At 65.3% G+C, this 16,447-nt stretch carries 17 protein-coding genes; 16 read left to right on the plus strand and 1 reads right to left on the minus strand.

Annotated elements, in window-relative coordinates; translation table 11 throughout:
• Positions 1 to 26 precede the first annotated feature (26 nt).
• Genes DJ563_RS05740 through DJ563_RS05795 form a run of 12 tightly spaced genes read left to right on the plus strand, consistent with a single transcriptional unit; the run spans position 27 to position 9,030 of the window.
• Positions 27 to 1,730: a GspE/PulE family protein gene (locus DJ563_RS05740; protein WP_434519007.1), complete on the plus strand. Its 1,704-nt coding sequence runs from the start codon at positions 27 to 29 to the stop codon at positions 1,728 to 1,730.
• Positions 1,711 to 2,505: a hypothetical protein gene (locus tag DJ563_RS05745; protein ID WP_434519008.1), complete on the plus strand. Its 795-nt coding sequence runs from the start codon at positions 1,711 to 1,713 to the stop codon at positions 2,503 to 2,505. The genes DJ563_RS05740 and DJ563_RS05745 overlap by 20 nt, the downstream gene beginning before the upstream one ends.
• A 1-nt stretch (position 2,506) precedes the next feature.
• On the plus strand, positions 2,507 to 3,049 hold the full coding sequence (locus DJ563_RS05750; RefSeq protein WP_156310325.1) for a pilus assembly protein: 543 nt from the start codon (positions 2,507 to 2,509) through the stop codon (positions 3,047 to 3,049).
• Entirely contained in the window at positions 3,036 to 3,599 is a 564-nt protein-coding gene (pilO, locus tag DJ563_RS05755; RefSeq protein WP_274100155.1) for a type 4a pilus biogenesis protein PilO, read from the plus strand. Before DJ563_RS05750 ends, pilO begins: the two co-directional genes overlap by 14 nt.
• Positions 3,599 to 4,123: a hypothetical protein gene (locus DJ563_RS05760; protein WP_434519009.1), complete on the plus strand. Its 525-nt coding sequence runs from the start codon at positions 3,599 to 3,601 to the stop codon at positions 4,121 to 4,123. The genes pilO and DJ563_RS05760 overlap by 1 nt, the downstream gene beginning before the upstream one ends.
• Positions 4,120 to 5,985, plus strand: a complete 1,866-nt coding sequence (locus tag DJ563_RS05765) for a secretin N-terminal domain-containing protein (protein WP_033697598.1) — start codon at positions 4,120 to 4,122, stop codon at positions 5,983 to 5,985. The genes DJ563_RS05760 and DJ563_RS05765 overlap by 4 nt, the downstream gene beginning before the upstream one ends.
• Positions 5,982 to 6,455: a type II secretion system protein gene (locus tag DJ563_RS05770; protein ID WP_434519010.1), complete on the plus strand. Its 474-nt coding sequence runs from the start codon at positions 5,982 to 5,984 to the stop codon at positions 6,453 to 6,455. The genes DJ563_RS05765 and DJ563_RS05770 overlap by 4 nt, the downstream gene beginning before the upstream one ends.
• A gap of 5 nt (positions 6,456 to 6,460) precedes the next feature.
• The gene (locus DJ563_RS05775; RefSeq protein ID WP_033697602.1) at positions 6,461 to 6,835 is read left to right on the plus strand and encodes a type II secretion system protein; all 375 of its coding nucleotides are present in this window, start codon (positions 6,461 to 6,463) and stop codon (positions 6,833 to 6,835) included.
• On the plus strand, positions 6,810 to 7,337 hold the full coding sequence (locus DJ563_RS05780; RefSeq protein WP_274100159.1) for a type II secretion system protein: 528 nt from the start codon (positions 6,810 to 6,812) through the stop codon (positions 7,335 to 7,337). Before DJ563_RS05775 ends, DJ563_RS05780 begins: the two co-directional genes overlap by 26 nt.
• Positions 7,334 to 7,735, plus strand: a complete 402-nt coding sequence (csgE, locus tag DJ563_RS05785) for a curli production assembly/transport protein CsgE (protein WP_274100160.1) — start codon at positions 7,334 to 7,336, stop codon at positions 7,733 to 7,735. Before DJ563_RS05780 ends, csgE begins: the two co-directional genes overlap by 4 nt.
• Positions 7,732 to 8,145: a curli assembly protein CsgF gene (locus DJ563_RS05790; protein WP_033697605.1), complete on the plus strand. Its 414-nt coding sequence runs from the start codon at positions 7,732 to 7,734 to the stop codon at positions 8,143 to 8,145. The genes csgE and DJ563_RS05790 overlap by 4 nt, the downstream gene beginning before the upstream one ends.
• Positions 8,146 to 8,178: 33 nt before the next feature.
• Positions 8,179 to 9,030: a CsgG/HfaB family protein gene (locus tag DJ563_RS05795; protein ID WP_274100161.1), complete on the plus strand. Its 852-nt coding sequence runs from the start codon at positions 8,179 to 8,181 to the stop codon at positions 9,028 to 9,030.
• A gap of 141 nt (positions 9,031 to 9,171) precedes the next feature.
• Here DJ563_RS05795 and DJ563_RS05800 read toward each other — a convergent pair whose 3' ends face one another.
• Entirely contained in the window at positions 9,172 to 9,963 is a 792-nt protein-coding gene (locus tag DJ563_RS05800; RefSeq protein WP_274100162.1) for a MipA/OmpV family protein, read from the minus strand.
• 881 nt (positions 9,964 to 10,844) lie between these two features.
• On the opposite strand from DJ563_RS05800, the gene DJ563_RS05805 reads away from it, so the two are divergent.
• Genes DJ563_RS05805 through qhpG form a run of 4 tightly spaced genes read left to right on the plus strand, consistent with a single transcriptional unit; the run spans position 10,845 to position 16,442 of the window.
• On the plus strand, positions 10,845 to 12,755 hold the full coding sequence (locus DJ563_RS05805) for a sigma-54-dependent Fis family transcriptional regulator (protein WP_274100519.1): 1,911 nt from the start codon (positions 10,845 to 10,847) through the stop codon (positions 12,753 to 12,755).
• Position 12,756: 1 nt separating this feature from the next.
• Positions 12,757 to 14,490, plus strand: coding sequence for an ABC transporter ATP-binding protein (locus DJ563_RS05810; RefSeq protein WP_274100518.1), 1,734 nt, complete (start codon positions 12,757 to 12,759; stop codon positions 14,488 to 14,490).
• Positions 14,480 to 15,157, plus strand: coding sequence for a subtilisin-like serine protease QhpE (gene qhpE, locus DJ563_RS05815; RefSeq protein ID WP_156310313.1), 678 nt, complete (start codon positions 14,480 to 14,482; stop codon positions 15,155 to 15,157). The genes DJ563_RS05810 and qhpE overlap by 11 nt, the downstream gene beginning before the upstream one ends.
• Positions 15,150 to 16,442 carry a flavin-dependent monooxygenase QhpG gene (gene qhpG, locus DJ563_RS05820; RefSeq protein WP_434519011.1) on the plus strand — a complete coding sequence of 431 codons (1,293 nt, stop codon included), beginning with the start codon at positions 15,150 to 15,152 and terminating at the stop codon, positions 16,440 to 16,442. The genes qhpE and qhpG overlap by 8 nt, the downstream gene beginning before the upstream one ends.
• The last annotated feature ends 5 nt before the right edge of the window (positions 16,443 to 16,447 follow it).

Here is a 16,447-nt window from a genome sequence, read left to right on the forward strand (position 1 = left end):
GCGCCCCCTGAGCGGAGTCGCAGGCCATGTCCGAAGCAGTCGATACAGCCGCCACACCCCTGCAGCCAGCACAGCCACTGTGCGCCTATCCGCGTGACCTGCTGGCCCAGGCCCGTCTGCAAGCCGGTGACGAACGCCTGCTCAACTGCCTGGAACGCCTGGCCAACGACAGCCCAGACACCTTCACCCATCGCCTGGGCATCACCCTGCATTACCCGGTGCTGCACAGCCAGGCCCTGCTGGCCAGCAGCCCACGCTTCGACAAGGTCAGCCTGGCCCAGAGCCTGAAACGCGAATTCGTGCTGATCGAGCGCGAAGGCGAACTGCTGGGCGTGTTCGCCGACCCCTTCGACTCTTCCCGCCTGGCCTGGATCGACGATGTGCTGCAAGGCGCGCCACTGTACCTGGCCCACGCCGCCGAGCTGGCGACGTTTCTGGCCCGCCACGAAGAAAGCTTCCATGCCGTCGATGCCCTTGACCACGACAGCGAAGCCAGCAGCGAAAGCGACCCGCTGCAACGCCTGTCGCTGACCAGCATCAGCGAAGACCAGAGCCGGGTAGTGAAGCTGGTCAACTCGACCCTCTATGACGCCCTCAAGCTGCACGCCAGCGACATCCACCTGGGCATGACCGGCCAGGGCCTGACCATCAAGTACCGCATCGACGGTGTGCTCAACGGTGCCGGCAAGGCCAGCGGCAGCGCTTTCGCCGACCAGGTGATCTCGCGCATCAAGGTCATGGCCGAGCTCGACATCGGTGAGAAGCGCGTGCCCCAGGACGGCCGGTTCAAGGTTGCCGTGGGCGAACGGCAGATCGACTTCCGCGTCTCGATCATGCCCAGCATTTTTGGTGAAGACGCCGTGCTGCGGGTGCTCGACAAACAGGACCTGTCCGACAAGGTCAGTGGTGTGCAGCTGCAGGCCCTGGGTTTTGCCGACGACACCCTGCGCGCCCTGCGCCGGCTGGCCGCCGAGCCCTACGGCATGATCCTGGTCACCGGCCCCACCGGCAGCGGCAAGACCACCACCCTGTACGCCATGATCAGCGAGATCAACCATGGCGTGGACAAGATCATCACCATCGAAGACCCGGTCGAATATCAACTGCCCGGTGTATTGCAGATCCCGGTCAACGAAAAGAAGGGCCTGACCTTTGCCCGCGGCCTGCGTTCGATTCTGCGCCACGACCCGGACAAGATCCTGGTTGGCGAGATCCGCGACCCCGACACCGCTCAGATTGCCGTGCAGTCGTCCCTGACCGGGCACCTGGTGTTCACCACCATTCACGCCAACAACGTCTTCGATGTGATCGGCCGCTTCAGCCAGATGCAGGTCGACCCCTACAGCTTCGTCTCGGCGCTCAACGCCATCCTGGCCCAGCGCCTGATTCGCCTGGCCTGCCCGCACTGCGCCACAGCCTGCGAGGCGGACGATGAAACCCTGCAGGCCTCAGGCCTGACCCGCGCCGCCGTGGCCGGCTGGACGTTTGTCCGCGCCCAGGGTTGCGGGCAGTGCCGCGGCAGTGGCTATCGCGGCCGCAGTGCCATTGCCGAGCTGCTGCACCTGGACGACGACCTGCGGCAGATGATCGTCGAACGCCGCCCCCTGTCGCAGATCAAGACACTTGCCTGCCAGCGCGGCCTGCGCTTGCTGCGCGCCTCGGCCCTGGACCTGGTCCGTGAAGGCCGCACCACCCTTGAGGAGATCAACCGTGTCACATTTATCGCGTGATCGTGGTGCTCATAGATACTGTGCCGTGCTCGGCGCCGAGGGTGTAGGCCTGGGCCGCTGGCACGCCAACCAACAGCAGTGGCTGGGCAGCCGCGCGTTCAGCTGCGAGGCGGCCCAACCGGCCTGGGAGGCCGCCGTCGAGGCGCTGGCCGCGCTGCTTGCCGAGCACGCCGTGCGCGGTGCCCAGTTGCGGGTATTGCTGTCGGCCCGCTACAGCCGCTTCTGCCTGGTGCCCTGGAGCGATGCCATCGGCCACCCGCGCGAACTCGATGCCTATGCGCGGGCCTGTTTTGAAAACCTCTATGGGCAGTCGCTGGGCGACTGGCGCATCGTCCTCTCGCCAGAGCCGGCAGGCGCCGCACGCATTGCCACGGCGCTGCCGGAGGCCTTGCTACAACGGCTGCAGGCACTGGGGCGAGAAAGCCGGCTGCAGCTGCGTTCGGTGCAGCCGTACCTGATGGCCGCCTACAACCGTTGCTCGGCGCAGCTGGGGCAGGGTGACTTCCTGTTCGTCCTCGCCGAGCCACGCCGCAGCGTGCTGCTACTGGCCGCCGGGGGGGCCTGGCAGCAGGTGCTGGCGCAAGGCTGTGCCGACAACGACCAGGCCTTGCAGGCGCTGATCGAACGCACCTGCGAGTTGTACGGGGAGCATCTGCCACGGGTGTACCTGCATGCGCCCGGCCGGGGCGACGTGCCGCAATTGGCGGCGGTGCAGCTGTGCCAACCGGCCAGCGAAGCCGACCCGTTGTGCGCCATGTGGCGGGCGGTAGCCTGACATGCGCCGCCTCGACCTGGAATTCCAGCCCCGGCGCAGCGGCGCCTTGGCCTGGTCGCTACTGGCCCTGGGTTGCGCCGTGGTGGCCGCCCTGGTGGTGCTGCAACAACGCTTGCAGGTCGAGCAGGTCGATCTGGAAGGCCGCCTGCACAGCCTGGAACTGCAACTGGGCCGGCGCCCGGCCACCGCCGCCCCGCAAAGCAGCGCTGCCAGCCGCGAACAGGCCGAGCGCCTGGCGCAGATGCGCAGTGTCTCGCAGCAGCTGCAACGGCCTTGGCAGCAGCTGTTCGCCATGCTCGAAGCGCAGCCGCAGGACGATGTCGCGCTGCTTGGCCTGACCCCGGATGCACGCAAGGGCCAGGTACGCATCGCCGCCGAGGCGCGCAACCTGGAGGCGATGCTGCAGTACCACCAGCGCCTGGAGGCCAGCGCCGAGCTCAGCGATGTTTCCTTGCTCAACCACGAGGTGATGGTGGGCCAGCCGGAGCACCCGGTGCGTTTCACCCTTACCGCTACCTGGGAGACCGGCCATGCGCGCCCCTGACCCGCTGAGCAGCCTGATCATGCAGGAACGCCTGCGCCGCATCGGCCCGGTGGGCCTTGCCGCTGTCGCCGTTGGCCTGCTGGCCGTCGGCGTGGCATTGGCCGCTGTGTTGCCGCACTGGCAAACCGTGCGCGAACTGCGCGCCAGCGAGGCGGACGCCAGCGTGCAAGTGGGGCGGGTGCAGCGGGGCGAGCTGAAGATCGCGGTCAAACCCGAGCAGCAGGCCCTCGACACGCTGCGCCAGCAACTGCCTGGGCAGCCGCAGGCCAGCGAGCTGATCGAGCGCCTGTATCACCTGGCCAGTGCCGAGCACATCAGCCTGGCACGCGGCGAATATGCCTTGGGCATCGACCCGAAAACCCAGTTGGCGCGCTACCAGATCGTGCTGCCGGTGCGCGGCAGCTATCCGCAGATCCGCGGCTTCCTCAAGGGCCTGCTGGGCCAGCTGCCAACCTTGGTGCTGGAAGACCTCGAGCTGCAACGCAAACGCATCGGCGACAGCGAGCTCAACGCCCGCCTGCGCATGACCCTCTACTTGTCGAGGTCGTGATGAAGACTCAACGTGCGGTGATCTGGGCCGGGTTTCTAGGGCTTTCTGCCGCGTTGGCATGGGCGCCGGAGCATTGGTTCGGCCAAGCGGACAGTGTGGGGCTGTTCGCGGGCAAGCCCGCTGCTACAGGTTCTGTGAGCACCCCTGACCGTGTGGAAGCGGACACATCGGGGCGCGGAGCTGCCGCGAAGAGGCCGGAACGGGCCTCTACCGATCTGTTCCCGAGCCAGCGCTGGAGCAAACCGCAAACCCTGGCCACCGTCACCGAACAACCGGTCATCGCCGCGCCTGTGGTGGTTGCCGCACCCACCGCCCCGGCGCTGCCCTTCCAGTTCGTCGGCCGCCTGGGCGATCGCGACGACCTGCAGGTGTTTCTACAGAGCGGCGAAAAACTCTACGTCGTGCGCCAGGGCGACGTCATCGAAGACACCTACCGCCTCGATCGGGTCTCGGCCAATGAGCTGGACCTTGTCTACCTGCCTTTGCACCAGTCGCAGACCTTGTCTGTCGGGAGCGCACCATGAAGTCGTCAAAGCTGTGCAAGCCTGCTCCGTTCCTGCTCCTGGCGCTGTGCGTGGCCATCGCAGGCTGCGGCTCCAGTGCGGTACGTGAAGACAGCGCAGAACTGATGAAGGAGGGGCAGTACGAAGCCGGAATCGCGCGCCTGGAAGAGGCCCTGCGTGAAGACCCGCGCGACACCGAGCTGAACATCGCCCTGGCCCATGGCCGCCAGGCGGCGGTCGAGGCGCTGCTGAGCCAGGCCGACAGCGACCGCATCCGCCACGATTTCGCCGGTGCGCGCATGGGCTATGGCCGGGTGCTGAGCATCGAACCGAACAACCGCCGCGCCCAGGAAGGCATCCGCCAGCTGGAGCTGATCCGCACCCTCGACGAACGTGTCGCCCTTGGCCAGGCGGCCCTGCGCCAGGGCGACCTGTTCGGCGCCGAGCGCTACATGCGCGAAGTGCTGCGCCTGGACCCGCAGAACCAGAAGGGCATGACCCTGCGCAGTGACATCGAGAACGTCCAGGCGCGCACCGCGCAGCCGTTCCCGCAGCTGCGCAGCAAGCTGGAGCGCCCGGTGACCCTGGAGTTTCGCGACGCCAACCTGAAGACCATCTTCGAAGTGCTGTCCCAGGTCGCCGGCATCAACTTCATCTTCGACAAGGACCTGCGCCCGGACATGAAGGCCACCATCTTCGTTCGCGACGTGCGCATCGAGGACGCCGTGGCCCTGCTGCTGGAGCAGAACCAGCTGCGCCAGAAGATCGTCAACGACAACACCCTGATGATCTACCCCGACTCGCCGCAAAAGACCAAGGACTATCAGGAACTGGTCATGCGCACGTTCTACCTGACCAGCATCGACGCCAACACGGCGCTGAACATGGTCAAGACCATGCTCAAGACCCGTGACGTGTTCGTCGACGAGCGCCTCAACACCCTGACCATGCGCGACAGCCCCGATGCCGTGCGCATGGCCGAGAAGCTGCTGCAGTCCCAGGACCAGTCCAACCCCGAGGTGGTGCTGGAAGTGGAGGTGATGGAGGTGGCCACCTCGCGCATCCTCGACCTCGGCCTGCAATGGCCCAACACCTTCGGCGTGCTGACCTCCGACGGCAAGTCGGTCAGCGTGCTCGACCAACTGCGCGGTATCGACTCCAGCCGCATCAGCATCTCGCCGGCGCCGCAGGCCAAGATCAATGCCCAGGACAAAGACATCAACACCCTGGCAAGCCCGGTGATTCGCGTCAGCAACCGCGAGCAGGCGCGTATCCACATCGGCCAGCGGGTACCGATCATCAGCGCCACCTCGGTGCCTTCGACCCAGGGCCCGGTGATTACCGAGAGTGTCACCTACCTGGATGTGGGCTTGAAGCTAGAAGTACAGCCGACCGTGCACCTGAACAACGAAGTGGCGATCAAGATCGCACTCGAAGTGAGCAACGCCACCCCGCTGGAAGCCACTCGCCAGGGCACCATCCCGGTCCAGGTCGATACCCGCAACGCCCAGACCAGCCTGCGCCTGCACGACGGCGAAACCCAGGTGCTGGCCGGGCTGGTGCGCAACGACCACAACGCCAGCGGCAACAAGATCCCGGGCCTTGGCGACATTCCCGGCCTGGGCCGTTTGTTCGGCAGCAACAAGGACGACATGAGCAAGTCTGAACTGGTGCTGGCGATCACCCCGCGCATCGTGCGCAACCTGCCGTACCAGAGCCCGTCTGACATGGAGTTCGCCACCGGCACCGAGTCGAGCCTGCAGGTGCGGCAAATGGCGCCACTGCCACCGATGGAGGTGCCGGGCACTGCGCCGTCCAGTGACAAGCCGGTGGTCGAAAGCCAGATGGCCGTAGTGCCCGCCAACGGGAGCCCACGGCCATGAAACGCCGCATGCAAGGCTTCAGCCTGATCGAGGTGGTGCTGACCCTGGCACTGCTCGGGCTGCTTGCCAGCATGGCCGCGCCGCTGACCGAAACCGTGGTGCGCCGCGGCAAGGAGCAACAGATGCGCGAGGCGCTGTACCAGATCCGCGATGCCATCGACGCCTACAAGCGTGCCTTCGACGCCGGTTACATCGAAAAGCGCCTGGATGCCAGCGGTTACCCGCCAAACCTGCAGGTGCTGGTCGAAGGCGTGCGCGATGTGCGCAGTGCCAAAGGGGCCAAGTTCTACTTCCTGCGGCGCATCCCCCACGACCCGCTGCTGGCGGCCAAGGATGACGACGAGGGAGCCTGGGGCCTGCGTGCCTACGACAGCAGCCCCGACAGCCCGCGTGAAGGCGAAGACGTGTTCGACGTGTATTCCAAGGCCCGTGGCAAAGGCCTCAACAACATCCCCTACGGGCAATGGTGACGGCCATGAAACGCAGCCAAGGCTTCACCCTGATCGAACTGCTGGTGGTGATGGCGATCATCGCCACGCTGATGACCATCGCCATGCCGCGTTACTTCAACAGCCTGGAGAGCTCCCGCGAGGCCACGCTGCGCCAGAGCCTGGCGGTGCTGCGCGAGTCGCTGGACCACTTCTACGGCGACACCGGGCACTACCCCGATTCGCTGGAGCAACTGGTGGAGCTGCGCTACCTGCGCAACACCCCGGTCGACCCGATCACCGAACGCAGCGATGCCTGGCAACTGCTGCCGCCGCCAGAAGGCGTGGCCGGCGGTGTGGCCGATATCAAGAGCGGTGCTACAGGGAGGGCGCGTGATGGCAGCCTCTATGCCGAATGGTAAGGCCTGTGCCGGCTTCACCTACCTGGGTGTGCTGCTGTTGATTGCGGTCAGCAGCGTGGCCTTGGCCGCCACCGGGACAGTCTGGTCGAGCGTCGCCCAGCGCGATCACGAGCGCCAGTTGCTGTGGGTGGGCAGCCAGTATGCCCAGGCCCTGCGCAGCTACTACCGCGCCTCGCCGGGCTTGGCCCAGTACCCGCAGGAGCTGGCCGACCTGTTGCAGGACAACCGTTTCCCGGAGGCCAAGCGGCACATCCGCAGGCTCTACCCGGACCCGATCACCAACAGCGACGACTGGGGCCTGCTGCGCTCGATCGATGGCCGCATCACCGGCGTACACAGCCGCTCGGATGCCACGCCGTTCAAGCACAGTGGTTTTGCCGCCGAGTGGTCGGGCTTCGAAGGGCTGGAACACTACAGCGACTGGCAGTTTGTCGCCGAGCAGGCGTTCGCCGACAGCCCCAACGGTGCCCAGCCCCAGGCCGGCGCGGGAGACACGCCATGAAACGCCTGGCTGCGCTGTGCCTGAGCCTGCTGCTGGCGGCATCGCCCTGCAGCCTGCTGAAGGCGGCTGAGGAGGACGAGATGATGGGCTTCATCGTCGACAACACCATCTCGCACATCGGCCACGACTTTTACTACTACTTCGCCGACCGCCTGCGTGCCACCAGCCGCCTGGATTTCAACCTGGTGGTGCGCGAACGCCCGGATGCCCGCTGGGGCAGCCTGGTTACCGTGGAGTTCGAGCGCGAAGTGATGTACCGGCGCTTCCTGCCACCCAACACCACGGAACTCAAAGACGAGGCTGTCGCGGCCGCCGACCTGGTCAAGCAGCAGATCATTCAACGCAAGCTGCAACGCTTGCTGCAGGACACCACCGATCTGGAGAGGGACGAGCTATGAAAACCCGCATTCCCCATTGCATCGCCGCCTGCCTGTTGGCCAGCGCCTGTGCTGCCCAGGCCACGGAGCTGGTGTACACCCCGGTCAACCCGGCCTTCGGTGGCAACCCGCTCAACGGCACCTGGCTGCTGAACAACGCCCAGGCGCAGAACGACTACGACGACCCCGACCTCAAGGACCGTGCCTCTGCCTTTTCGGGCACCACGGCCCTGGAGCGCTTCAGCAATCAGCTGGAGTCGCGAATGCTCTCGCAGTTGCTGGACAACATCAGTAATGGCAGCACGGGCAGCATGGCTACCGATGCCTTCCTGATCGATGTGATCGACGACTCGGGTGCCTTGAGCATCAAAGTCACCGACCGCGTCACCGGAGAAATCTCGATCATTGAGGTCAGCGGCCTGAACCCCTGAGAGGGAAGGGCTTTGAGTTGGGGAGAGAACACCATGAAACGTCTGTTGAGCACATTGCTGATCCTCGCCGCCCTGCACAGCCTGCAAGGCTGCAGCCTGCGCGACCCCATGTCGGCCGAACAGGACTCGGAAACCCCGACCCTGACCCCTCGGGCCTCGACCTACTACGACCTGATCAACATGCCACGCCCCAAAGGCCGGCTGATGGCGGTGGTGTATGGCTTCCGTGACCAGACTGGGCAGTACAAGCCGACCCCGGCCAGTTCGTTCTCGACCAGCGTCACCCAGGGCGCGGCCAGCATGTTGATGGATGCCCTGAGTGCCAGTGGCTGGTTCGTGGTGCTGGAGCGTGAAGGCCTGCAGAACCTGCTGACCGAGCGCAAGATCATCCGCGCCTCGCAGAAGAAGCCGGATGTGGCGGAGAACATCATGGGTGAGCTGCCACCGCTGCAGGCGGCCAACCTGATGCTTGAAGGCGGCATCATCGCCTACGACACCAACGTGCGCAGTGGCGGGGAAGGGGCGCGTTACCTGGGCATCGACATCTCCCGCGAATACCGGGTCGACCAGGTGACCGTGAACCTGCGCGCGGTGGACGTACGCACCGGGCAGGTGCTGGCCAACGTGATGACCAGCAAGACCATCTATTCGGTGGGGCGCAGTGCGGGGGTGTTCAAGTTCATCGAGTTCAAGAAGTTGCTGGAGGCCGAGGTGGGCTACACCACCAACGAACCGGCGCAGCTGTGCGTGCTGTCGGCGATCGAGTCAGCGGTAGGGCACTTGCTGGCGCAGGGGATCGAGCGGCGGTTGTGGCAGGTGCAGGGGGATGCCGACAAGGGGGCGGTGGAGAAGTACCTGAGTCAGTCTCAGTCTCAGTTGCAGTGACCGGGGCCGTGATTCTGATTTTTGCTTCGTCGGTGGATTTTCAGCGCTTTGGATATCGAACGCTGAAGCTCCCCTGCAATGCCCCTGAAGGCCCAAACGCAAGGCGGGCCTCATCAGGAAAAACAGCAAGCAGGTGCTCGCTCAGAAGGTGTATTCCAGCGAGCCAAGGATCGCACTCTGCAGGCGTCGCTCGACAATCGGGCTGTCAGCCGCCTCCTTGGACAAATACTGCACGTCCAGCAGCGTCGAGAATGTGGTGTGCTCGCTGATTGGCATGGCCCACGCCAGGTACAGCCCGGTACTGACCAATCCGCCCTTGGCGTCATAGGCCTGGAAGCGGCTCTGCAATGCTTGGCCGGCGGTGACGCCATACCAGGTCTGCATATAGTTCTTGTCGCCAAACAGACTGGTCAGGCCAAGGTCGAGCGAGCCATATGGGCCTTCATACACGTTGGTACCTACGCTCAGTTCCAGGGAGGTGAACGCCTTGCCAGCGTCGTTGTGATCGTCTTCCTCCAATGCGTGTTCCAACGTCGCGCCGAGGACAACGGGGCCTACGTCATAGCTGCCGCTGATGCCGAACTGAGCCCGGGACTTGATATCGCCCATGCCTTTAAGCCTGTTCGAACCCGCATGACTGCTGCTTTTCTTGTCTTTACGTTCTTCGCTACGGCCGACATAGGCGCTAAAACTCGCCTTCTCCCACTCATGTCGCCAGCCCAGGCCTTGATCGGTGTTGAGGAATATCCCCCACGGGCTGACGATTTCGCCTCCCAGTAGCGGGGTGGTAAGCCGTTCTTTACTGCCGCTGTAGCGTGGCATGTCCGCTACGCCGATGCTCAGGCTGTATTCCCAGTCGTCTGCCGATACGGCGTTGGCGTTGCCGAACAGGCACAGGGATGCCAGAGAAACACAGAGTTTAGTTGAACGCATTACAGGGATGTCCGTAGGGGTGACGTTAATGTCGTCGGGGCTGTGAAGTGCTCGAATAAAAGTTCGAGGCGCCATTTTTAATGCAGTTTTGCATTATTTTGATGGGCTATCTTGATAAGCATCATTCAATAATATTGGGTGTTCATGAGTGCTCTTGTTCGCCGCGCGCGGTAGGGGCTGAAGCAGCGTCAGGCTAGAGTTTAAGGTGTTGGCTTGTCAATGCGGGGGTGGGGTTTGTGAATGTATAAAGTCGGGGTTGTTAGTATCTGGGCGAGACTTGCAGAGGCCTTGGTGTCTCTGGCGTGGGGAGCGTGTTAGTCCAACGGATGCTATGGGTTTGATGTATGTTGGGTTTACTGTTTTTTACAACTGTTCACACGAATTCGCGCGAGGTGATACTTAATTACGCTTTTCTTGTGGGAACGGGGAATGTATGCCTTGGGTTTTGTTGCGCCTATGAGATCGAGCGCCGCCCGCGCGGCGCATCGCGACGCAAGGCCGCTCCTACATTTGTTTCGGGCCAGTTATGCCTGTGACATAAGCGCGCGACCGCCTTGTTTGTTCGACGCAACATTGAGGCGGGCACCAAGGGGCCGCGCGCAAATGCCTCAGAAATAATTGGCCCGAAACAAATGTAGGAGCGGCCTTGCGTCGCGATGCGCCGCGCGGGCGGCGCTCGATCTCGAGAGCGCTGAAGATCTCCCGCCATCCCCCTGAAGGCCCCAACGAAATCCTCAACCCAATCCCCCGCCATCCCCCCATACCCACCCCCCCAGCCTCCCGACAGCAGCCTGATGACGCCAGCCCATTTCTCCCGCACACTGCGGAAAAATTCCCAAGCCCGTTCCCCTCTACCGTGCGGGGCGCAGCCGGAGTAGAAAATGGCGCGACAACAAATAACAAACGCCCAAGACCCACTACACGAATCCCGCCAGGCCCGGCTCAAGCTGGCCAGCGAAGGCGAGCTGCCACTGGGCATGCTGCGCGACGAAATCGACGCCTCCTGGCGCCGCAGCCTCGGCCATGGCCTGGACTGCCTGCAAGGCGAACAGGTTGGCCTGGGCCTTGAACAAGGCCACGACCTGCGCATGCTGCTGGAGCGCAACCGCCTGCTGGTCGATGCCGTCACCCCCGAACTGGACTACCTGGTCTCGCGCCAGGGCAAAGCGGGCATCATCATCCTCGGCGATGCCCAGGCCAATGTGCTGGCCATCGAAGGCCAGACCCACGTGCTCACCCGCGAAGGCCTGCGCGACCTGCACCCCGGCAGTTGCTGGAGCGAGTCCTTGCGCGGCACCAACGCCATCGGCACGGCCGTGGTGGAAGGGCGGCCGACCCTGATCAACTGTGGCGAACACTACCTCGACCGCCTCAGCCCGTTTTCCTGTACTTCGGTACCGCTGCGCGACCCGCGTGGCGAGGTAATCGGTGTGCTCGACATCACCCGCGAAGGGGTGATGGCACAACCCCAGGACAGCCTGTCTACGCTGATGCTGGCTGCCGGCAATATCGAAAGCCGGCTGTTCGGCTTGTGCCACCCAGAGCAACTGGTACTGGCCTTCCACAGCCGTGCGCAGTACCTCAACAGTGCCTGGCACGGCCTCTTGGCGCTGAGCATGGACGGCGAAGTATTGGCAGCCAACGACAGTGCCTGCCAACTGCTGCAGGTGCCGCGCCAGCAACTGCTCGGCCGGCGTAGCAGCGAGCTGCTGGGTGAACGTTCACCCGCCTTCATCGCCCGGCTGTGGCAGGGCGCTGTAAGCAGTGTGCAGACGGCCAAGGGCGAATTCTTCTTCCGTGCTTTGCAACTGCCGCGCCATGGCCAACTGAGCGGCAGTGTGGCGGTGAGCAAACCGGTGCCGGCCACCCAGTCGCCTGCGCTGGAGGCTCTGGCCGGCGGCGACCCGCGTCTGGCGCGCAACCTGCGCATGGCCCGGCAAGGGCTGGGCAATGGCCTGCCGGTGCTGCTGCTGGGCGAGACCGGCACCGGCAAGGAAGTCGTCGCCCGCGCGCTGCATCAGGCCAGCCCACGGGCTGAAAAGCCATTTGTAGCGGTCAACTGCGCGGCCATTCCCGAAGGGCTGATCGAGTCTGAACTGTTCGGTTACCGCGAAGGGGCATTCACAGGTTCGCGCCGTGGCGGGATGGTCGGACGGCTGATGCAAGCCCATGGCGGCACGCTGTTCCTCGACGAGATCGGCGACATGCCGCTGGCCCTGCAGGCCAGGTTGTTGCGGGTCTTGCAGGAGCGCCGGGTGGCGCCGTTGGGCGCAGGCGACGAGCAGGACATCGATGTGGCACTGATCTGCGCCACCCACCGCGACCTCAAGCGGCTGGTGCTCGAACAGCATTTTCGCGAAGACCTCTACTACCGGGTCAACGGTGTATCGCTGCGCTTGCCGGCCCTGCGCGAGCGTGATGACCTGGGCGGGATCATCCAGGGCCTGCTGGACAAGTCCGGCGCCAAAGGGGTGACCCTCGACCCGGCACTTGCCGCCTTGCTCGAAGGCTTCGACTGGCCGGGCAACATTCGCCAATTGGAGATGGTCGTGCGCACCGCGCTGGCCATGCGAGAGGACGGCGAGCAGGTGCTGACCCTTGATCACCTCACCGATTGCCTGCTGGATGAACTGGCCACGGGCACAACGCCGTCCGGCAGCCTCAAGGACAACGAACTGGACCTGATCCGCACTGCCCTGGGCCGCCACCAGGGCAATGTCTCGGCCGCCGCCGAGGCCCTGGGTATCAGCCGCGCGACGCTGTACCGCAAGCTCAAGCAGCTGCGTAGCTGACATGGGCGGCCTGTTCGCAAGGCTGGTAGAGACCAGCGACCCTGTACTCATGCGCCAGGCTCTGGCCTGGCTGTATGGTTTCGTGCGCCCCCATCGGCGCGCCATCGGCGTGTTGCTGGGCCTGTCCCTGGGCGCCTCGCTGCTGGCCCTGGCGCAACCCTGGCTGGTCAAGACGCTGATCGACGAGGGCCTGCTGGCCAAGGACTACCAGACCCTGTGGCACATGGCAGCGGTCATGATCGTCGCCGGCCTGCTCGGCACCGTGCTGGCCGGGGTCAACCGCTACCTGCACACGCGGCTTTCCGGGCGCATCCTGTTTGCCCTGCGTGATGACCTTTACCGGCACCTGCAACAGTTATCGCCGACCTTTTACGGACGGCGGCGCATCGGCGACATTCTCTCGCGGCTGGACGGCGATGTTGCTGAAATCCAACGCTTTGCCGTGGACTCGCTGTTTTCGGCGGTGTCTGCCGTGATCGGGCTGATCGGCGCGGTGGCCTTGATGCTCATGTTGTCCTGGCAGTTGTCGCTGTTACTGGCGCTGCTGATCCCGATCGAGGTGCTATGGCTGCGCTGGATGCGGCGCAAGGTCGAGCGCGAGGTGCGTAGTCTGCGCGAGCGTTCGGCGGATGTGTCGTCGTTTCTGGTCGAGACGCTGCCCGCCATGAAGTTCATCCAGGCGGCCGGCCAGCAGGGGCGGGAAGCCGGGCGCCTCGACCAGTTGGGCCAGGGCTACATGAGCCAGTTGCTCAAGGTCCAGGTGACCGAGTTCTTTACCCAGGCGATACCCGGCACGTTGACCTCCTGGTGCCGTGCCTGCGCCTTTCTGGTGGGCGGCTGGTGGGTGATCCAGGGCACCTGGCAACTGGGCGCGCTGATCGCATTTTCCACCTACATGGGCATGGCGGTGGGGCCGGTGCAAAGCCTGTTGGGCTTGTATGTGGCGGTGCAGCGCATGGCCGTGAGCCTGGGGCGGGTGATGGAGCTCAAGCAGGAAGCCGTGGCCGTGCGCCCGGCGGATACGCCACGGCCGATACCCGACGGGCCAGGCGAGTTGCGCCTGGAAGCCTTGCACTTTGCCCATGACGGGCGCCAGGGCGCGGTGCTGAACAACCTGAATGTGTGCGTGCCGGGTGGCCTGAAGGTTGCCATCAGCGGCGCTTCGGGGGTTGGCAAGTCGACCCTGATCGACCTGCTGCAACGCTTCTACGACCCCGATGCCGGGCGCATCCTGCTGGACGGTACCGACCTGCGCGAGCTGGACCTGGCGGCGCTGCGTCGGCGCATCGCCGTGGTCAGCCAGGACATCGTGCTGTTCCGTGGCACCTTGGCGCAGAACCTCGCCTACGGGGTGCCCCAGGCCAGCCGCGCGGAGCTTGAACGGGTAGTGCGCCTGGCACGCCTGGACAGCCTGGTCGAAAGCCTGCCGTTGGGGCTGGACGGCTTGCTGGGCGAGCGCGGCCAGCAGTTGTCCGGCGGCCAGAAACAACGTATCGCCATTGCCCGCGCGGTGTTGCAGGCTCCGGCGATCCTGGTGCTGGACGAGGCCACCTCGGCGGTGGACGAAGCGACTGAGCGGGAAGTGATCGCGGCCATCGACCAGTTGTTCGCTGGGCGCACCCGCATCCTGATCAGCCACCGTGCCTCGACCCTGGCCGATGCCGACCTGCACTTGCAGTTGCGTGACGGGCAGTTGCAGGTCTTGCCCCAGGAGGCCATCAGGCATGGGCACTGAGCTGCGGGTCGGGGTTATCGACAGTGGCTGCTCGTCGGCCCAGGCCGTGCAAGTGGTGGGCGCGCGGCGGTTCTGGCTGGAGCAAGGCCAGCTGCGCGAAGGTGAAACGCTGCCTGACCAGCTGGGGCACGGCAGCGCTGTCGTCGCGGGCTTGCTGCGTGAATCAGGCCCCGTACCGCTGCTGGTGGCTCAGGTGTTCAACGCGCAGGCGAGCACCAGTGCGTTGCAGGTGGCGGCTGCGGTGTTATGGCTGGTGGAAGAGGGCGCGACACTGATCAACCTCAGCCTTGGCCTGCATCAGGACCGGCCGGTGCTGCATCAGGCCTGTGCCGAGGCCCAGGCCGCCGGCGTGCTGCTGTGCGCCTCCAGCCCGGCACAGGGCGGCGCGGTCTACCCGGCGAGCTACCCAGGCGTGATCCGCATGACCGGCGATGCCCGCTGTGCAGCGGGGCAGTGGTCGTGGCTCGGCAGCACCCAGGCCGACTTCGGTGGCGCTGTGGGCGCAGGCGGCCTGGCCGGTGCAAGCCTGGGCTGTGCGGCCTTGACCGGTCGGGTGGCGGCGTTGCTGCGGGAACGGCCGGGCCTGCAACGCCAGCAGGTGTTCGACTGGTTGCGCGCCCATGCCGCGTTCAATGGCCCTGAGCGGCGAGGTGCCGAAGATGTCTGAGCCACGCATCCTGGTGCTGGGCGCCGGCCCTGCAGGGGCGGCCACGGCCATCGGTTTGCGGCGCCTGGGCTACCCGGTCACGGTGGTCTCTGAATGGCGCCGCTTTGCTGCGGTCGAAGGCGTTTCACAACGGGTACTGGAAGGTTTGCGCCACGCAGGCCTTGGCGGCGCGCTGAGGCAGGCAGCGATGCCGGCAAGCCGGCAGGTGCGCTGGAACGGCCAGCACCTGCAGATGAACCAGGAGTTTCTGCTCGACAGGCAACGCTTTGACCGGGCACTGCGTGACGATTTGCTCAGTGCCGGCGTGACCGTGGTCGAGGGCCGGGTGCGTGAGGTGTCGCAACAAGACGGGCACCGTGTGCGCCTTGACGATGGCCAGGTACTGGCGGCGCAGTTTCTGGTCGAAGCCCGCGGCCGCCAGGCACCGCTAGCCGCCGACCGCCTGCGAGGGCCGGAGACGGTCAGCCTCCTCAACACCTGGCAAGGTCGCCCAAGCGTGCCGGCATCGGCGGTGGAAAGCCTGGAGGACGGCTGGGCGTGGATGGCCCGCCTGGAAGATGGCCGCTGCTACTGGCAGGTCACCCTGGACGCCGAAGGGCTGCCGGGCAAGGCCGCTCTGGCCGAGTATTGCGCCAACCGCCGACGGCACAGCGCGCTGGTGGCCGAGCTGTTCGATGAGCAGGCGCTGGCACCGGCGCAGGTACATGCGCGCAGCAGCACGGCGATCCTGGCGGGCGACTGTGCCGCAGAGAGCTGGCTGCGGGTGGGTGATGCGGCGATGGCGGTAGACCCCTTGTCGGGCAACGGCATTTTCCAGTCGCTGTCCTCGGCGCTGCAGGCGCCTGTGGTCATCAACACCCTGTTGCGCCGGCCCGAGCGGGCGGCGTTGGCGCTGCAGTTTCATCGGCAGCGGGTCGAGCAACTGTTCCTGCGCTTTGCCCGCATCGGTCGGGATTTCTATGCCCAGGAGCAAGGCCGGGCCGGGCAACCGTTCTGGGACGGTCGCCAGGGGTGGCCGGATGCACAACCGCTGCACACGGCCGCGGACTGGCAGGCGGTACGGGTGGCGCGGCGACCGGTACTACGTGACGGGCTGGTGGACGAAGCCGAGGTGGTGGTGACGGCGGACCAGCCGCTTGGGGTCTGGCATTTGCAGGGCGTGGAACTGGCGCCGCTGGTACGCAGGTTGCAGGCTGGCCAGGCGCTAAATGCTGTGCTTGCGGGGCAGCCGCAGGAGCAGCAGATGTGGGTGCGGCGTTGGCTCGTTGAACAGGGCTATGGTTGAGAACC

Source organism: Pseudomonas sp. NFX1 (assembly GCF_051123555.1).
GTDB lineage: Bacteria > Pseudomonadota > Gammaproteobacteria > Pseudomonadales > Pseudomonadaceae > Aquipseudomonas > Aquipseudomonas capeferrum.

Coding starts and splice junctions, on each gene's coding strand:
- DJ563_RS05740 (WP_434519007.1), top strand. CDS start 27: ATGTCCGAAGCAGTCGATACAGCCGCCACACCCCTGCAGCCAGCACAG.
- DJ563_RS05750 (WP_156310325.1), top strand. CDS start 2,507: ATGCGCCGCCTCGACCTGGAATTCCAGCCCCGGCGCAGCGGCGCCTTG.
- pilO (WP_274100155.1), top strand. CDS start 3,036: ATGCGCGCCCCTGACCCGCTGAGCAGCCTGATCATGCAGGAACGCCTG.
- DJ563_RS05760 (WP_434519009.1), top strand. CDS start 3,599: ATGAAGACTCAACGTGCGGTGATCTGGGCCGGGTTTCTAGGGCTTTCT.
- DJ563_RS05765 (WP_033697598.1), top strand. CDS start 4,120: ATGAAGTCGTCAAAGCTGTGCAAGCCTGCTCCGTTCCTGCTCCTGGCG.
- DJ563_RS05770 (WP_434519010.1), top strand. CDS start 5,982: ATGAAACGCCGCATGCAAGGCTTCAGCCTGATCGAGGTGGTGCTGACC.
- DJ563_RS05775 (WP_033697602.1), top strand. CDS start 6,461: ATGAAACGCAGCCAAGGCTTCACCCTGATCGAACTGCTGGTGGTGATG.
- DJ563_RS05780 (WP_274100159.1), top strand. CDS start 6,810: ATGGCAGCCTCTATGCCGAATGGTAAGGCCTGTGCCGGCTTCACCTAC.
- csgE (WP_274100160.1), top strand. CDS start 7,334: ATGAAACGCCTGGCTGCGCTGTGCCTGAGCCTGCTGCTGGCGGCATCG.
- DJ563_RS05790 (WP_033697605.1), top strand. CDS start 7,732: ATGAAAACCCGCATTCCCCATTGCATCGCCGCCTGCCTGTTGGCCAGC.
- DJ563_RS05795 (WP_274100161.1), top strand. CDS start 8,179: ATGAAACGTCTGTTGAGCACATTGCTGATCCTCGCCGCCCTGCACAGC.
- DJ563_RS05800 (WP_274100162.1), bottom strand. CDS start 9,963: ATGCGTTCAACTAAACTCTGTGTTTCTCTGGCATCCCTGTGCCTGTTC.
- DJ563_RS05805 (WP_274100519.1), top strand. CDS start 10,845: ATGGCGCGACAACAAATAACAAACGCCCAAGACCCACTACACGAATCC.
- DJ563_RS05810 (WP_274100518.1), top strand. CDS start 12,757: ATGGGCGGCCTGTTCGCAAGGCTGGTAGAGACCAGCGACCCTGTACTC.
- qhpE (WP_156310313.1), top strand. CDS start 14,480: ATGGGCACTGAGCTGCGGGTCGGGGTTATCGACAGTGGCTGCTCGTCG.
- qhpG (WP_434519011.1), top strand. CDS start 15,150: ATGTCTGAGCCACGCATCCTGGTGCTGGGCGCCGGCCCTGCAGGGGCG.